The organism is Halothiobacillus diazotrophicus (assembly GCF_001663815.1).
GTDB lineage: Bacteria > Pseudomonadota > Gammaproteobacteria > Halothiobacillales > Halothiobacillaceae > Halothiobacillus > Halothiobacillus diazotrophicus.
This window is the reverse complement of sequence record NZ_CP016027.1, coordinates 2,019,807-2,035,641: the sequence shown is the minus strand read 5'-3', so window position 1 is coordinate 2,035,641 and position 15,835 is coordinate 2,019,807. Positions and strand designations below refer to the sequence as shown.

Below are 15,835 nucleotides of genomic sequence, written 5' to 3'. Positions count from 1 at the left end.
AGGTTTGTCGGAAACGGCCAGCGGATGTGACCCATGGTTGGATGTGTTGGTTGAATTTATCGAATCTTGCTTAATGAACCTGAAGGAGAACTTCGCATGAAATCACTGTTCAAGAAACAATTGCTCGGCGGGATGGCCGTCGTCGCGTTCGCCGCGGGCCTGGCGCCGATCGCCAGTGCGGAAGAGGAAAAGGTCCTCAACATCTACAACTGGTCCGATTACATCGCACCGGACACCATTTCGAATTTCGAAAAGGAAACCGGCATCAAGGTCCACTACGACAACTACGACAGCAACGAAACGCTGCATGCCAAGCTGGTTGCCGGCCACACCGGCTACGACATCGTCGTACCCTCCGCCAACTGGGCCGAACTTCAGATCAAGGGCGGTCTGTTCCAGAAGCTCGACAAGAGCAAGCTGCCGAACTGGAAGCACATCGATCCGACCATTCTCGAAAAACTGGCCGCCGTCGATCCGGGCAACCAGCATCTCGTGAACTGGCTGTGGGGCTACACCACCGTCGGTATCAACGTCGACAAGGTCAAGAAGGCACTGGGCGACACGCCGATGCCGAAGAGCGCCTGGGATCTGATCTTCGATCCGAAGTATGCGAGCAAGCTGAAGTCCTGCGGCATTTCCGTTCTGGACTCCGCCTATGAAGTGCTGCCGGCAGCGCTGCATTCCATGAACATGAATCCGTTCTCCAACAAGAAGTCCGATTACGAGGCGGCCTTCAAGAAAATCGAGAAGATCCGTCCGTACATCAAGGAATTCTCCTCTTCCAGCTACATCGACGATCTGGCCAACGGTTCCCTGTGCGTGTCTCTCGGCTGGTCCGGCGACATGAGCCAGTCCGCGCAGCGTGCCGTCGACAGCAAGAACGGTCAGAAAATCCAGGTCCTGATTCCGGAAAACGGTGGTCTGGCCTTCTTCGACAGCATGGCGATTCCGGCCGATGCCCCGCACCCGGAAAACGCGCTCAAGTGGATGAACTACATTCTCCAGCCGAAGGTCGACGCGTCTCTGACCAATGCGGTTCTGTACGCCAACCCGAACAAGGATTCGCTGCCGTATGTCGATCCGAGCGTAGCCAACAACAAGACTGTCTTCCTGTCTGAGGAAAACCTGAAGAAACTGGTGACCCCGAAGGCCGTCAACAGCGAAACCCGTCGTCTGATGACCCGCCTGTACACCAAGTTCAAGACAGGTTCTTGATCTAGTCCACTCGCTCCGCGCCGATCCTGCGCGGAGCGCTTCTCGATCCAAAGGGCAGGTGTTTGCCCATTGGATCGAGAAGAAGAACCCCCCATGAGGAGATTGGTATGGCGCCGGTAACAGCCAATACGGACCCCGATGTTTTGTTGCGAATCGAAGGTGTCAGCAAGGTTTTCGACGGTGTCGTCAAGGCCGTCGACAATGTCTCGTTGACCGTTCCCAAGGGCAAGATCTACGCCCTCGTCGGCAGCTCGGGCTGCGGCAAATCGACCCTGTTGCGGATGCTGGCCGGATTCGAGACCCCGACCAGCGGTCGGATTTACCTGTCGGGTCAGGATATTACCGATCTGACGCCGTACCAGCGTCCGGTCAACATGATGTTCCAGTCCTATGCGCTGTTTCCGCACCTGAGCGTTTGGGACAACGTGGCCTTCGGCCTGCGGCGCGACGGCCTTCGCAAGGGCGAACTCGCCGAGCGCGTCGATGCCATGCTCAATCTGGTCCAGCTGTCCAAATATGGCAAGCGCAAGCCGCATCAGTTGTCGGGCGGTCAGCAACAGCGCGTCGCCCTGGCACGGAGCCTGGCGAAACGCCCGACCCTGCTTCTGCTCGACGAACCACTGGGCGCTCTGGACAAGAAGCTCCGGGAAACCACGCAGTTCGAACTCGTGAACATCATCGAGCAGGTCGGCGTGACCTGCGTGCTGGTGACGCACGATCAGGAAGAGGCCATGACCATGGCCTGCAGCATTGCGGTCATGGACGAAGGCTCGCTCCTGCAGGTCGGTACGCCGGACGAGATCTACGAAACGCCCAATAGCCGTTTTGTCGCCAGCTTCATCGGCAACGTGAACATCTTCGAGGGCACCGTGGTCGAGGACGAGCCCGACCACATTACCGTGCGCTGTGCGGAATGCATGCATTACGTCGGTCATGGCATTACCGGCTCGCCCGGCATGGAGGTCGCCGTGGTACTGCGTCCCGAGAAAATCCAGCTGACCCGGGAGCGGCCGGCGGACGAATACAATTGGTGCGCCGGCGAGGTGGTCGAGATCGCCTATTTCGGGGCGCATTCCACCTATCACATCAAGTTGCCCACGGGCATGATCCTCAAGGTGCAGCAGTCCAATCTGACGCGGAAGGCGGCGGATGACCTGACCTGGGGCGATCATGTGTACGCCCATTGGACCCGCGACGCCATGGTCGTTCTGACCGAGTAAGGGGGAGATCATGCGCGCTAGTACCGTACTATCCCGGTTCCGTAATCTGTTCACGGCACGCACGCTGGTGATCGGCGTGCCGATGGTGTGGCTGTTCGCCCTGGCTGCCCTGCCGTTGCTGATCGTGCTGGACATCAGTCTGGCCCACATGAACATCACGTCGGTATCGAGCCTCTGGCAGTGGTCCGACGACGAGCTGACGCTGAAATTCAATTTCGGCAACTACCTGTACCTGGGTGACGATTCCCTCTACTTCAACACGTACTTGTCCTCGGTGAAGTACGCCGCGATGACGACGCTGTACTGTCTGGCGCTGGGGTATCCGTTCGCCTATTTCATCGCCCGGGCACCGTCCCATCTGCGGCCGATGCTGCTGATGCTGGTCATGCTGCCGTTCTGGACCTCGTTCCTGCTGCGCATCTACGCCTGGAAGGCGCTGCTGGCGGACAACGGCGTGGTGAACACCACCCTCATGAACCTGGGCTGGCTCGCGACGCCGATCCACATGATGCATACCTCGTTCTCGCTGACCATTGGCATGGTGTACGCCTATCTGCCCTTCATGGTGCTGCCGCTCTATGCAACGTTGGTGAAGCTGGACGAAAGGCTGCTCGAGGCATCGGCGGATCTCGGTGCGAGCCCGCTGAAAACCTTCTGGCTGGTGACGGTACCGCTCTCCAAGCGCGGCATCATCGCCGGGTCCCTACTGGTGTTCATTCCGGCCTTCGGCGAATACGTGATTCCCGAGCTGCTCGGCGGCGCGAGGACGCTCATGATCGCCCGGGTCCTGTGGGACGAGTTCTTCAGCAACAACGATTGGCCGATGGCGTCTGCCGTGACCATCGTGATGATTCTGCTCATCATCGTGCCAATGGCCTTGTTCAATCGCTACAACGATGAAACCAAGGTCGGAGAAAAGTCATGAAAAACCTGTTTGGTCGATCCTGGCTGATCGCCGTATTCATCTTCCTGTACATCCCCATCGTCACGCTGGTCGTTTATTCGTTCAACGACTCGCGCCTGAGTACGGTGTGGACGGGGTTTACCTTCAAGTGGTACGTGGATGCCGCCCATGATCGAGAACTGATCGACGGTCTCATCATCTCGCTCAAACTGGCCTTCATGAGTGGGATCCTGTCGGTGATTTTCGGGACCTTCACGGCATTCGTGCTCGTCCGTTATGGTCGGTTCAAGGGGCGGACCCTGTTGTCCTCCATGGCGAATGCGCCGCTGGTGATGCCGGACGTGATCGTGGGCATCTCGCTGCTGCTGATGCTGGTGGCGCTGCAGAAGTGGCTGGGCTTTCCGGAACGGGGCATCCCCACGATTCTGCTGGGTCATGCGCTGATCGGTACGTCCTTCGCCACCGTGGTGATTATTTCCCGACTGCGGGAAATCGATCGCCGATTGGAAGAGGCCGCCATGGACCTGGGTTGCAAACCGTTCCAGGTATTCATGCTGGTCACGTTGCCCCTGATCGCATCGGCGCTGGTGTCGGCCTTCCTGTTGACCTTTACGCTGTCGTTCGATGACGTAGTGGTCGCGGCGTTCCTGTCCGGCCCGGGTTCGACGACCTTGCCGCTGGTGATCTTCTCCCGGGCGCGGTTGGGGCTGGACCCTTCGATCAATGCGGTCGCCACGATCATCATCGTCGTGGTGAGCATCGGGGTCATCGCCTCCAGCCTGTATCAGCTGCGATCGCAGAAAAGACGCCAGCGTGAAATCTCCGAAGCATACGGACAGTCGTCGCGAAGCTGATCCGAAGCGGACGCGCATCGAGCGACACAGAATAGACGGGCCGCCCCCCAAATGTCCGGGGGACGGAAAAAACAACCACAAGATCCGTTTGACGACCTGGGGGTTCCCAGGTTGCGGGATGTTCACATCCCGATTTCATGAAAACCGACAGCGAGCCTGCGTGCGACGCTGACAGCAATACTGGAGAAGTTATGTCGATCCCATTGAATCATCCCGCGCTCCTCAAGCAAGGCGTTGCCTGGCTGGCGGGCGAATGGGTCGGCGCGGATTCCGGCGCCACCCTGACGATCAAGAACCCGGCTACGGGGGCCACGATTGCCGAAGCCCCCCTGATGGGACGAGCGGAAACGGAGCGTGCCATCGCTGCCGCGGCCGTCGCGCAAAAGCAATGGCGTGCCCTGACGGCCAAGGAGCGCTCGGCGCGGCTGAAGACCTGGTTTGCCTTGATCATGCAGCATCAGGACGATCTGGCGCGGATTCTCACCGCCGAGCAGGGCAAGCCTCTGGCGGAAGCGCGCGGCGAAATCGCCTACGGCGCCAGCTTTATCGAGTGGTTTGCCGAGGAGGCCAAGCGGGTCTACGGCGAGGTGATCCCCGCGCCGCAGGGCGATCGGCGCCTCGTGGTCCTGAAGCAGCCGATCGGCGTGACGGCGGCCATCACCCCCTGGAATTTCCCCACCGCGATGATCACCCGCAAGGCGGCACCGGCCCTGGCAGCCGGTTGTTCGATGATCGTGAAGCCGGCCGAACAGACACCGCTATCGGCCTTCGCACTGGCCGTCCTGGCCGAGGAAGCCGGTATCCCGGGCGGCGTGTTCCAGGTAATCACCGGCGATCCGGTACAGATCGGCGGCGCCATCTGCGAGAGCCCGGTGGTGACCAAGCTCTCCTTCACCGGTTCGACCGAGGTTGGCCGGATCCTGATGCGCCAGAGTGCGGACACCATCAAGAAGCTGTCGCTGGAACTGGGCGGCAACGCGCCATTCATCGTGTTCGACGATGCGGATCTGGATGCCGCCGTGGAAGGCGCCATCGCCAGCAAATACCGCAATGCCGGCCAGACCTGCGTCTGCGCCAACCGACTGTTCGTGCAGGACGGCGTGTTCGATGCCTTCGCCCAGAAACTGGCCGATCGCGTCGCTGAACTCCAGGTGGGTGACGGCTTTGCCGAAGGCGTCACCCAAGGCCCGCTCATCGACGCGGCGGCCCTGGCGAAAGTGGAAAGTCACGTGGGCGACGCGATCGCCAAGGGCGCGCGTCTGGTCACCGGCGGCAAGCCTCATGCGTTGGGCGGCACGTTCTACGAGCCGACGGTGCTGGCCGACGTCAGCCCGGAAGCCATGGTGTTCCGCGAGGAGACCTTCGGACCGGTCGCCCCGCTGTTCCGCTTCAAGACCGATGATGAAGTGATCGAACTGGCCAACCGCACCGAGTTCGGATTGGCCTCGTACTTCTTCAGCCGCGACATCGGTCGGATCTGGCGGGTCGCAGAGGCCCTCGAGTACGGCATGGTCGGTGTGAATACCGGCATCTTCTCCAACGAGGTGGCGCCCTTCGGTGGTGTGAAGCAATCCGGTCTCGGCCGCGAGGGTTCGCATCACGGGATCGATGAATACCTGGAAATCAAATATGTCGCGATGGCCGGTTTGTCCTAGCGGCCGGTAATCTCAGCCGGCCATCGGGCCGGCCCTAACCTGAAGCTTTCATGAAAAATCCATGAAGCTGAGCAGCGCGCAACAGCGCAGAAAACACGAGGTGATGAAATGAACACGATCGATTGGCATGCCCGCGCAGCGGCATTGACGGTAGACGGTCGCGCATGGATCGACGGACAACGCGTGGCAGCCGCCGACGGCGGCACGTTCGAGAGTATTTCCCCGGTCGACGGCCGCAAGCTGGCGGACGTGGCGCGGTGTCGGGCGGCGGATGTGGATCGCGCCGTCGCCTCGGCCCGGGCGGCCTTCGAGGATCGGCGCTGGGCAGGCCTGTCGCCGGGGGATCGGAAGCGCACGATGATCCGGTTTGCCGACCTCGTCATGGCTCACCGGGAAGAACTGGCGCTGCTGGAAACCCTGGACATGGGCAAGCCGATTTCGGCCAGCATGGCGACGGACGTGCCCGCGACGGCCAATACCCTGCGCTGGTACGGCGAGGCGATCGATAAAGTCTACGACGAAATCGCGCCGACCCACGGCGACACGCTGGCGCTGATCACCCGCGAGCCCATGGGCGTCGTGGCGGCCATCGTGCCCTGGAACTATCCCCTGCTGATGGCTTCCTGGAAAATCGCCCCGGCCCTGGCGGCGGGTAACAGCGTGATTCTCAAGCCCTCGGAAAAATCGCCGCTGACGGCGCTGCGCCTGGGCGAACTGGCTCTGGAGGCCGGCATTCCGGTCGGGGTGCTGAACGTGGTGCCGGGGTTCGGTCCCGAGGCGGGTTCGCCCCTGGCCCTGCATGGTGATGTGGACTGCATCGCCTTCACCGGTTCGACGGCTGTGGGCAAGAAGATCCAGGTCATGGCGGGCGAGAGCAACCTCAAGCGGGCTTGGTGCGAGCTGGGTGGCAAGTCGCCCAACATCGTGTTCGCCGACTGCCCGGATCTGGATCGCGCCGTCGCCGCGGCGGCCGGGTCGATCTTCTACAACCAGGGCGAGAGCTGCAATGCGCCGTCCCGCCTGCTGGTCGAGCGATCGATCCGCGACGAATTCGTCGAGAAACTGAAGCAGTATTCGCCGAACCACATGCCGGGCGATCCCCTTGATCCGGACACGAAGATGGGCGCGCTGGTCGACCAGGTCCAGATGGAGAACGTGCTTCGGTACATCGAGTCGGGCAAGAGCCAGGGTGCCACGCTCTGCTGCGGCGGCGAGCGCGTCCGCACGGAAACCGGCGGATTCTACGTGGCACCGACCATCTTCGACGGCGTGACCAACGAGATGATCATCGCCAGCGAGGAAATCTTCGGGCCGGTTCTGTCGATCATCACCTTCGATACCGAGGAAGAGGCCATCCGCATCGCCAACGACACGAGCTACGGTCTGGCCGCCGCCGTGTGGACCCGCGACATTTCCCGCGCCCATCTCGTGGCGCGCGCCTTGCGGGCGGGCACGGTGCACGTGAATTGTTACGACGAGGACGACATCACCGTGCCGTTCGGCGGCTACAAGCAGTCCGGCAACGGTCGCGACAAGTCATTGCACGCGCTGGAAAAGTACACCGAACTCAAAACGACCTGGATCAGCCTCGCCTGAACCGGCGGGAAAGGAAGATGACATGAGCCAAGAACAATCCACGCCCATCAACAACGCCAGTCTGCATGAGCGGCGGCTCGCCGCCACGCCCCGCGGGGTCGGCGTCATGGCCGGCTTCTACGTCGATCGGGCCTTGAACGCCGAGGTCTGGGACATCGAGGGCAATCGCTACATCGATTTCGCCGGCGGCATCGCCGTACTGAACACCGGGCACCGGCACCCGGCGCTCGTGGCTGCGATCGAGGATCAGCTCAAGCGCTTCACCCACACCTGCTATCAGGTGCTGCCCTATGAAAGTTACGTGCGACTGGCCGAGCGTATCAATGCATTGACGCCGGGCGATCATGCCAAGAAGACCGCGTTCTTCTCCAGCGGTGCCGAGGCGGTCGAGAATGCGGTGAAAATCGCTCGCGCCCATACCGGACGCCCGGGTCTGATCGCGTTTTCCGGCGGCTTTCACGGTCGGACGATGATGGGCTGTGCCCTGACGGGCAAGGTCGTGCCCTACAAGGTCGGTTTTGGGCCGTTCCCCTCCGAGGTGTATCACCTGCCGTTCCCGATGGATGTGCACGGCGTGACGGTCGCGGATTCGCTGAATGCGCTACAGACCTTGTTCAAGGCCGACATCGAAGCGAAGCGGGTGGCCGCGATCATCATCGAACCGGTGCAGGGCGAAGGCGGGTTCTACGTCGCGCCGCCGGAACTGCTGCGCGGCCTGCGTCAGGTCTGCGACGAGCACGGCATCCTGCTGATCTTCGACGAGGTGCAGACCGGTTTTGGCCGTACCGGCAAGCTGTTCGCGACCGAGCACTATGACGTACTGCCGGACATCATGACCCTAGCCAAGAGCATGGCGGGCGGCATGACGTTGTCCGCCGTCTGCGGCAAGGCCGAGGTGATGGATGCGCCGGCGCCGGGCGGGCTCGGCGGCACTTATGCCGGCAATCCGCTGGCGATCGCCGCCGCGCATGCCGTGATCGATGTCATGGAACAGGAACAGCTGGTGGCCCGTGCCAATCGGCTGGGCGAAAAGTTGACGGCACGCCTGACCGCCGCCCAGGCCAACGTGCCCGCCCTGAAGGAAGTGCGCGGACTGGGTTCGATGATCGCCGCCGAGTTCTTCGATCCGGCCACCGGAGCACCTTCACCCGATGCCGTCAAACGGGTTCAGCAGGCGGCGCTCAAGGCCGGCCTGATTCTTCTCAGCTGCGGCGTGTACGGTAACGTGGTGCGGTTCCTCTATCCGCTGACAATCGAAGATGCGGTGTTCGACGAGGCGCTGGACATTCTCGACCGCGCGCTGGCCGAGGCCTGATCATGAGTACCTCGTTGGAACGTGTTTCCGAGACGGCGGTGGCCGAGGCCCACCAACGCATGGCGGCTGCGGGCGTGCATACCGTAATTGCCCAGTTCGTCGACATCCACGGCGCGGCAAAGGGGACCTACATACCGCTAGCCCACCTGGCGGATATCGTCTCGCCGGGTGCCGGATTCGGCTCGCCGTCCATCGACGGGACCGGTCTGCCGCGTCATGGCCCCCGCGCCGAGTTCTATGGTCGCGGCGATCTTTCGACCCTGAAGGCGCTGCCCTGGATGCCGGGGTATGCCCGCATCGTCTGCGAGGGCGAGGTCCTCGACGAACCCCATGACTGGTGCGCGCGTTACCTGCTGCGTCGTCAGTTGGCGCGATTGGCCGAGCGCGGCTGGACCCTGAACGTCGGTATCGAACCGGAGTTCTGTCTCTTCCATCAGGATGCCGCCGGGCGACCGGTGCCGGCCGATCCGGCGGATGCGCTGGATAAACCGTCCTACGATCTCAAGGTCATGGCGCGGGTCAGCGACGTGCTGCACCGGATGATGCAGGATCTGGAAACCTGCGGGTTCGACGTCTTCCAGATCGATCACGAGGACGCCAGCGGTCAATTCGAACTCAACTATCACTACAGCGATGCGCTCACGGCCGCCGATCGGTTCGTGCTGTTCAAGATGGCGGCGCATCACATCGCCGAGGATGCAGGGCTGATCTTCAGCATGATGCCCAAGCCCTTCGCCGACCGACCCGGCAACGGCCTGCACCTGCATCTGTCGTTACGGGACGAGACGGGGCGGGCGGTGATGGCGGATGCCGACGATTCCCATGGCCTCTCCGAAACGGGCCGGCAGTGCGTCGCGGGGCTCCTTGCCCACGCGCGGGCACTGACGGCATTCCACGCGCCCAGCGTGAATTCCTACAAGCGGCTGGTGGTGGGGCGATCCCGTTCCGGCACGAGCTGGGCGCCGGCGCACATCGCCTGGGGCGACAACAACCGCACCTCGGTGCTCCGTACGACCGGCGGGCGGGTCGAATTCCGACTGACGGACGGTAGTTGCAACATCTATCTGGCACTGGCTTCCGCCATCGCCGCCATGCTGGATGGCGTCACGCAGGGCATGCAAGCGCCCGCCCCCAACGACGAGGATCTCTACGCCTGGCCCGACGCGCAGTTTGCCGAGCGGGGCGTGGCGACCCTGCCGCAAACGCTGGGCGATGCTTTGGATGCGCTGGCAGCGGACGACGTGCTTGTCGGCGCGCTGGGGGCGGCATTCGTCGGCGGATTCATCGACACCATGCGCATGGTCTGGGTCGACTATTGCCGGTCGGTCAGCGACTGGGAATATCAGCGCTACCTGACCTGGCCGTAAGGGCCTGACGGGAAGACGATGAAAGCATCCCTGTACTGGCTCTATCTGGGCATCGCCATCGTCACCGAGGTCATCGGCACCAGTGCGCTCAAATCGGCGGAAGGCTTCACGCGTTTCTGGCCCTCCGTGCTGGTGGTCGTCAGCTATGCCCTGTCGTTCTATCTCCTCTCCCTCACGCTGAAGACCATTCCGGTCGGTGTGGTCTATGCCGTCTGGTCGGGGGTCGGCATGGTGCTGCTTGCCATAATCGGCGCCGTCTTCTTCAAGCAGATGCTGGATACACCGGCCATGGTCGGCATCGGCCTGATTCTGGCCGGGGTGGTCGTGATCAACCTGTTTTCGCACACGTCTCTCGACTGAGTCGAGCAACAGCGCCACTTGTGGCGCATTCCTCCCATGGCCCTTGTCCTTGGTTCTGGGCTCTCAGTCCTGGGTCCCGGGCATCGGGGAACGGGGCATTTCCTTGGCGCCCGGCCACAGCAGGGCGGCGATCACCGCCAACGCCGCGCCGATAAAGGCCTCGCTGAATCGCAATCCGGCATTGCGCAGCGGGTTCAGGGTCGGGTCGATGCTGGTGATTACCATGATCACGACCACCGTGATCGCGGCCAGCCGGGCATGGTCGGGAATCCGGATGGCGTGACAGACGAGCACGGTCAGAAAGATCGATACAGCCATACCGAGCGGGCTGAACGGCAGCACGGACAGATAGGCAGCGCTGGTGATCGCGCCGATGAGCGAGCCGAAGATGCGCAGATAGGCCGAGGACAAGGTATCGCGCTGCGTCGCCTGGAGCACGACGATGGCGGAGACCGAGGACCAGAGTCCGCCCAGGCTGGCCGAAGCGGCGTGAAACAGCTCGGTGAAATAGAAACCGGCCAGATAGGACGCCACGGAGACGAGGGTGATCTGAGCCGCGACCCGGCTGGAGGCAAAACCAATCATGGACGGACACCTCGATGCGGAATGCCCCCGGACAGACAGCGGCTCGGGCCAATGACCGGGGGCGTGTCTTGGCCTGATACAGGGACGCGGTTCAATCTTTCGTGCCTCATCAAAAACGCCGCCCGCCCGAGCACCTCGGGCAGACGGCGGATACGCACGTCGACTTACTTCATGCCGACTTATTTCATGGTGGGCATGACGAACTCGGCGGCAACCCGTGCGCCTGCCGGCCAGCGCGTGGTGGTGGTTTTCAGGCGGGTATAGAAGCGGACGCCTTCCGGTCCATAGATGTGGTGATCGCCGAACAGGGAGCGCTTCCAGCCGCCGAAGCTGTGGAAGGCGATCGGCACGGGAATCGGCACGTTCACGCCCACCATGCCGGCCTGTACCCGTCGGGAAAACGCCCGCGCCACGCCGCCGTCGCGGGTGAAGATCGCGGTGCCGTTGCCGTATTCGTGATCGTTGACCAGCTGCAGGGCGCTTTCGAAGTCGTCGACGTGCATCACGGACAGAACCGGGCCGAAGATCTCTTCCTTGTAGATTGTCATGTCCGGGGTGACGTGATCGAACAGGCAGGGGCCGATGAAGAATCCGTCCTCATGGCCGGCCAGGGAGAAGTCCCGGCCGTCGACCACGAGATCCGCGCCTTCCGCCACCCCCGTGTCCACGTAGGATTTGACTTTGGCAAAGTGTTGCGGGGTGACGAGCGGTCCCATGTCCACGTCGGCGTCCAGGCCTTGACCGACCCGGATGTCGCGCGCCTTTTCCGCGAGCTTGGCGACAAGCGCGTCGCCCACGCCGCCGACGGCCACCGCCACGGTAATGGCCATGCACCGTTCGCCCGCCGAGCCGAAGCCGGCACCGATGAGGGCATCGACCACCTGATCCAGGTCGGCGTCGGGCATGACCACGAGATGGTTCTTCGCGCCACCCAGTGCCTGTACCCGTTTGCCGTTTGCCGTGCCCGTGGTGTAGATGTATTCGGCGATCGGCGTCGAGCCGACAAAACTGATTGCCTGTACCCGCTTGTCGGTCAGCAGGGTGTCCACGGCCAGCTTGTCGCCCTGCACGACGTTGAAGACGCCCGCCGGCAGCCCGGCCTGGGCGAGCAGGTCGGCCAGCATCAGGCTGGCGCTGGGGTCGCGTTCAGAGGGTTTCAGGACGAAGGTGTTGCCGGCGGTCAGGGCCATCGGGATCATCCACAACGGCACCATGACCGGGAAATTGAACGGGGTGATCCCGGCTACGACACCCAGGGGCTGGCGCAGGCTATGGGTATCGATGCCCGTGCCTACCTGATCGCTGAACTCACCCTTGAGCAGATGCGGCATGCCGCAGGCAAACTCGACCACTTCGAGACCGCGGATGATTTCCCCCTGGGCATCGCTCAGGGTCTTGCCGTGCTCGAGCGTGATGGCGCGCGCCAGGGCATCGCTGTTCTGCTCGAGCAGTTCCTTGAACTTGAACATGACCCGTGCCCGCTTCAGTGGCGAGGTTTCGGACCAGGCGGGAAAGGCCTGTGCCGCGGCGGCGATGGCTTGATGGACCTCCGCTGCTGTGGCGAACCGGACCTGGGATTGAATCCGGCCGGTGGCCGGGTTGTACACGTCGCCCTTCCGCTCGCCGCTGCCGGCGAAAAGCTGTCCGTCGATGTAATGGCCGATGATCTGTTCCGGGGCGGTCATGCGGTTTGCTCCAAGGTCGCTTGTTGTTGATGAATTTCCTGTTGATGCGCTGCCCACTGCTGTTCGTTCTTCAGATAACGGGTGGGGTCCAGGCCTGCTTCGCCCTCGGCTGCCAGTGTTGTGAGTGCTTCGCCGATGGTGCCAAACAGGCGATCGATCTCGTCCTTCTCGATGGTCAGCGGCGGCGAAATGGCGAGAATGTCGCCGGTGTAGCGCACCAGTACGCCCATTTCGTAGCATTTGAGATAAGTGGCAAAGGCGGCTGCGCCGGGCTTGCCCGGAATCGATTCCAGTTCGATGCCCGCGACGAGACCGATGTTGCGAATGTCCTTCACGAACGGCAGGCCCTTGAGGCTGTGCGCGGCCTGCTCGAAGTGCGCACTCAGGCCGGCGGCACGGTCCTCGAGTTTTTCGCTGGCGAAGATGTCCAGCGTAGCGAGGGCTGCTGCACAGGCGACCGGGTGCGCGGTGTACGTATAGCCGTGGGGTAGTTCGATGCCGCCCGCCGGGCTGTTGGCCATGAACGCGTCGTGGATTTCCCGTTTCACCGCAACGGCGCCCATCGGCACGGCACCATTGGTCAGGGCCTTGGCGCAGGTGATGATGTCGGGTGTCACGCCGAAGTAGTCGGCGGCGAATCGGGTGCCAAGCCGCCCGAAACCGGTGATGACTTCGTCGAAGATCAGCAGAATGCCGTGCTTGTCGCAGATCTCGCGCAGGCGTTTGAGATATCCCACCGGCGGCAGCAGCACGCCCGCCGAGCCCTGCATGGGCTCTACGATCAGTGCGGCGATGGTGGCGGGGTCGTGCAGGGTCGTGATGCGCTGTTCGAATTCGTTGGCCAGGGCGATGCCGCCGTCCTGCGGCAGGCCGCGGGTGAAGGCATTGAGGCCGATGTCCAGGGTATGACGGATGTGGTCGACGCCGGGCAGACCGTTGCCGAAGGCCTTGCGGTTGCCCGCGATGCCCCCGACGGCGAGGCCGCCGAAGTTGACGCCGTGATAGCCGCGTTCGCGTCCGATCAGCTTGTTGCGCAGCGGGTTGCCGGTGATCCGGTGATAGGCCAGCGCGATCTTCAGGGCCGTGTCGGCGGATTCCGAACCGGACCCGGTGAAGAAAATGCGATCGAGGCCGGGCGGCATGTATTGGGCCAGGCGCTCGGCAGCCTCGAAGGCCAGAGGATGGCTGTTCTGGAAGGCGGGCGCATAGTCCAGGGTGCGCAACTGGTGCGCCACGCTGCTGGCGATTTCTTCGCGGCCATGGCCGGCGGCGACGCACCACAGGCCGGCGGTGCCATCCAGCAGCGTGCGGTCGTCAATGGTGGTGTAGTAGTTGCCTTTCGCGGCCTTGAACAGGCGCGGCATGCTTTTGAACTGGCGGTTGGCGGTAAAGGGCAGCCAGTAATGATCGAGATTGGGCAGGTCGGACACGGTGCATTCCTCGGTTGGAGATGCGGCGAGTGTCGGGGTGTTCATTATCTGTCGTCAAGACTGTATTTTTATCTATTTAACTGGCTGATTTAATGGCTCGGTGGTGGCTTTGTGTTATCGTTTTTTTAACACTTATAACAGCCATGCAGAATCTGGGGAGAAACCATGGAACAAGACGTCGGTTTTCGGTTGCGGTTGGTGCGTTTGCGGCACCAACTGTCGCAGCGAGCTTTGGCCAAGCGGACGGGGGTGGCACACGCCACGATCTCATTGATCGAATCGGGACGAACCAGTCCCTCGGTGAGCGCACTCAAGCGTATTCTTGCCGGTATTCCGATGACGCTGGCGGAGTTCTTCTCCGACGAATTGCCCCCCGCGGAAAGCGACATCTTCTATCGGGCCGCCGAGTTGACCGAGATCAGTGGCGGGGACGGAATTTCCTATCGGCAGATCGGCTCGGCCCGCGCGGGGCATGCACTGCAGATTCTGTTCGAACACTACGATGTGGGGGCGGATACCGGCCTGAACATGCTCCATCACGAAGGGGAAGAAGGGGGCGTCATCCTGTCCGGTCAGCTGGAGGTGACCGTGGGCGAGGCGACGCGCGTGCTCAAGGCGGGCGACGCCTACTACTTCAACAGCCGGCAACCGCATCGTTTCCGCAATGTGGGCAAGGAGCCCTGTACCCTCGTCAGTTCCTGCAGTCCGCCATCGTTCTGATGGTCGATTCGGCGCGCATCTCCGTGGGCGCGTTATCTTATGTCTTATATAAGACCTATGGACGCGCCGAAAAGATGTGATATATACTTTTTCGCGATGATAACCAAGCAGCAGACCCCCAGCTTTTTGCCGTTGTATGAGCAGATCAAGCGGCTGATCACGCGGAGCCTTTCCGACGGGGAGTGGCAGCCCGGCGCCATGATTCCCAGCGAAATGGCGCTGGCGCGGCGTTATGGCGTCAGTCAGGGTACGGTGCGCAAGGCGATCAACGAACTGGTGGCGGAAAACATGCTGGTGCGCCGCCAGGGGCGGGGCACTTTCGTGGCGACCCATACGGACGATGGCACGAGCTATCGCTTCCTGCACCTGCGCAATCTGGCCGGCGAGCAGGCTTATCCGCAAAGCGACTTTATCGGCTTCGGTCGCGGCAAGGCCGATGCGGCAGTAGCCCGACGGCTGGGTGTTCGCAGCGGCAGCGCACTGGTGCAGATCCAGCGGATCCTGAATCTGTCCGGCAATGCCGTGGTGTACGACGATATCCGACTCCCGGCCGCGCTGCTGAAGGGCATTTCCAGCGCGATGGTCGAGGAGCATGTGAACGCCTATCGAGGCACCTTGTATTCGTTGTACGAGACGCAGTACCAGATTCGCATCATCTCGGCGGAGGAGCGCATCCGCGCCACGCTGGCGGATGCGCGGGTGGCGGGCTTGCTGGGCGTGATGGAAGGGATGCCGCTATTGGCCATCGAGCGCGTGGCGTTCACCTACAAGAATCAGCCGGTCGAATGGCGCATGAGCTACGTGAACACGGAAAACCACTATTACTTTGATGAACTGAACTAGGACTGCCATGTATCACGCGATGCCCTGCTCCACTGATTTCCCGGTTTGTCGCCAGGCGACCCCGGGCGTGATCGCGTTGGTCGGAT

14 protein-coding genes are annotated in these 15,835 nt (G+C 62.4%); 11 read left to right on the top strand and 3 right to left on the bottom strand.

The annotated features are described in order from the left end of the window. Positions 1-96: 96 nt before the first annotated feature. The 9 genes from A9404_RS08930 to A9404_RS08890 all read left to right on the top strand — a co-directional run bounded on the left by A9404_RS08930 (position 97) and on the right by A9404_RS08890 (position 10,486). Positions 97-1,215 carry a polyamine ABC transporter substrate-binding protein gene (locus A9404_RS08930; protein WP_066100470.1) on the top strand — a complete coding sequence of 373 codons (1,119 nt, stop codon included), beginning with the start codon at positions 97-99 and terminating at the stop codon, positions 1,213-1,215. Positions 1,216-1,322: 107 nt separating this feature from the next. Next, positions 1,323-2,435, top strand: a complete 1,113-nt coding sequence (locus tag A9404_RS08925; RefSeq protein WP_066100467.1) for an ABC transporter ATP-binding protein — start codon at positions 1,323-1,325, stop codon at positions 2,433-2,435. Between the two features lie 10 nt (positions 2,436-2,445). Beyond that, positions 2,446-3,360, top strand: coding sequence for an ABC transporter permease subunit (locus A9404_RS08920; protein WP_066100465.1), 915 nt, complete (start codon positions 2,446-2,448; stop codon positions 3,358-3,360). Next, positions 3,357-4,193: an ABC transporter permease gene (locus A9404_RS08915; RefSeq protein ID WP_066100463.1), complete on the top strand. Its 837-nt coding sequence runs from the start codon at positions 3,357-3,359 to the stop codon at positions 4,191-4,193. The genes A9404_RS08920 and A9404_RS08915 overlap by 4 nt, the downstream gene beginning before the upstream one ends. A 191-nt stretch (positions 4,194-4,384) precedes the next feature. After that, the gene (locus A9404_RS08910) at positions 4,385-5,848 is read left to right on the top strand and encodes an NAD-dependent succinate-semialdehyde dehydrogenase (protein ID WP_066100460.1); all 1,464 of its coding nucleotides are present in this window, start codon (positions 4,385-4,387) and stop codon (positions 5,846-5,848) included. Between the two features lie 108 nt (positions 5,849-5,956). Further along, on the top strand, positions 5,957-7,444 hold the full coding sequence (locus A9404_RS08905) for an aldehyde dehydrogenase (RefSeq protein WP_066100457.1): 1,488 nt from the start codon (positions 5,957-5,959) through the stop codon (positions 7,442-7,444). Between the two features lie 22 nt (positions 7,445-7,466). Further along, a complete protein-coding gene (gene gabT / locus A9404_RS08900) occupies positions 7,467-8,759 on the top strand; it encodes a 4-aminobutyrate--2-oxoglutarate transaminase (protein WP_066100454.1) in 1,293 nt (430 codons plus the stop codon). Positions 8,760-8,761: 2 nt separating this feature from the next. Beyond that, positions 8,762-10,126 (top strand): type III glutamate--ammonia ligase, encoded by a 1,365-nt coding sequence (glnT, locus tag A9404_RS08895; RefSeq protein WP_066100451.1) that lies wholly within the window; start codon positions 8,762-8,764, stop codon positions 10,124-10,126. Between the two features lie 18 nt (positions 10,127-10,144). Then, positions 10,145-10,486 carry a DMT family transporter gene (locus A9404_RS08890; protein ID WP_066100448.1) on the top strand — a complete coding sequence of 114 codons (342 nt, stop codon included), beginning with the start codon at positions 10,145-10,147 and terminating at the stop codon, positions 10,484-10,486. A 63-nt stretch (positions 10,487-10,549) separates the two neighbouring features. Here A9404_RS08890 and A9404_RS08885 read toward each other — a convergent pair whose 3' ends face one another. The 3 genes from A9404_RS08885 to A9404_RS08875 all read right to left on the bottom strand — a co-directional run bounded on the left by A9404_RS08885 (position 10,550) and on the right by A9404_RS08875 (position 14,186). Further along, a complete protein-coding gene (locus A9404_RS08885; RefSeq protein WP_066100445.1) occupies positions 10,550-11,071 on the bottom strand; it encodes an FUSC family protein in 522 nt (173 codons plus the stop codon). Positions 11,072-11,250: 179 nt separating this feature from the next. Beyond that, on the bottom strand, positions 11,251-12,756 hold the full coding sequence (locus A9404_RS08880; RefSeq protein WP_066100442.1) for a CoA-acylating methylmalonate-semialdehyde dehydrogenase: 1,506 nt from the start codon (positions 12,754-12,756) through the stop codon (positions 11,251-11,253). After that, entirely contained in the window at positions 12,753-14,186 is a 1,434-nt protein-coding gene (locus tag A9404_RS08875; RefSeq protein WP_066100439.1) for an aspartate aminotransferase family protein, read from the bottom strand. The genes A9404_RS08880 and A9404_RS08875 overlap by 4 nt, the downstream gene beginning before the upstream one ends. Before the next feature lie 165 nt (positions 14,187-14,351). Between A9404_RS08875 and A9404_RS08870 the strand changes: the two genes are divergently transcribed. Both A9404_RS08870 and A9404_RS08865 read left to right on the top strand, forming a co-directional pair. Then, complete coding sequence (locus A9404_RS08870; RefSeq protein WP_066100436.1) at positions 14,352-14,906, top strand: cupin domain-containing protein; 555 nt, start codon at positions 14,352-14,354, stop codon at positions 14,904-14,906. Positions 14,907-15,002: 96 nt separating this feature from the next. Continuing rightward, positions 15,003-15,749: a GntR family transcriptional regulator gene (locus A9404_RS08865; protein ID WP_066100430.1), complete on the top strand. Its 747-nt coding sequence runs from the start codon at positions 15,003-15,005 to the stop codon at positions 15,747-15,749. The last annotated feature ends 86 nt before the right edge of the window (positions 15,750-15,835 follow it).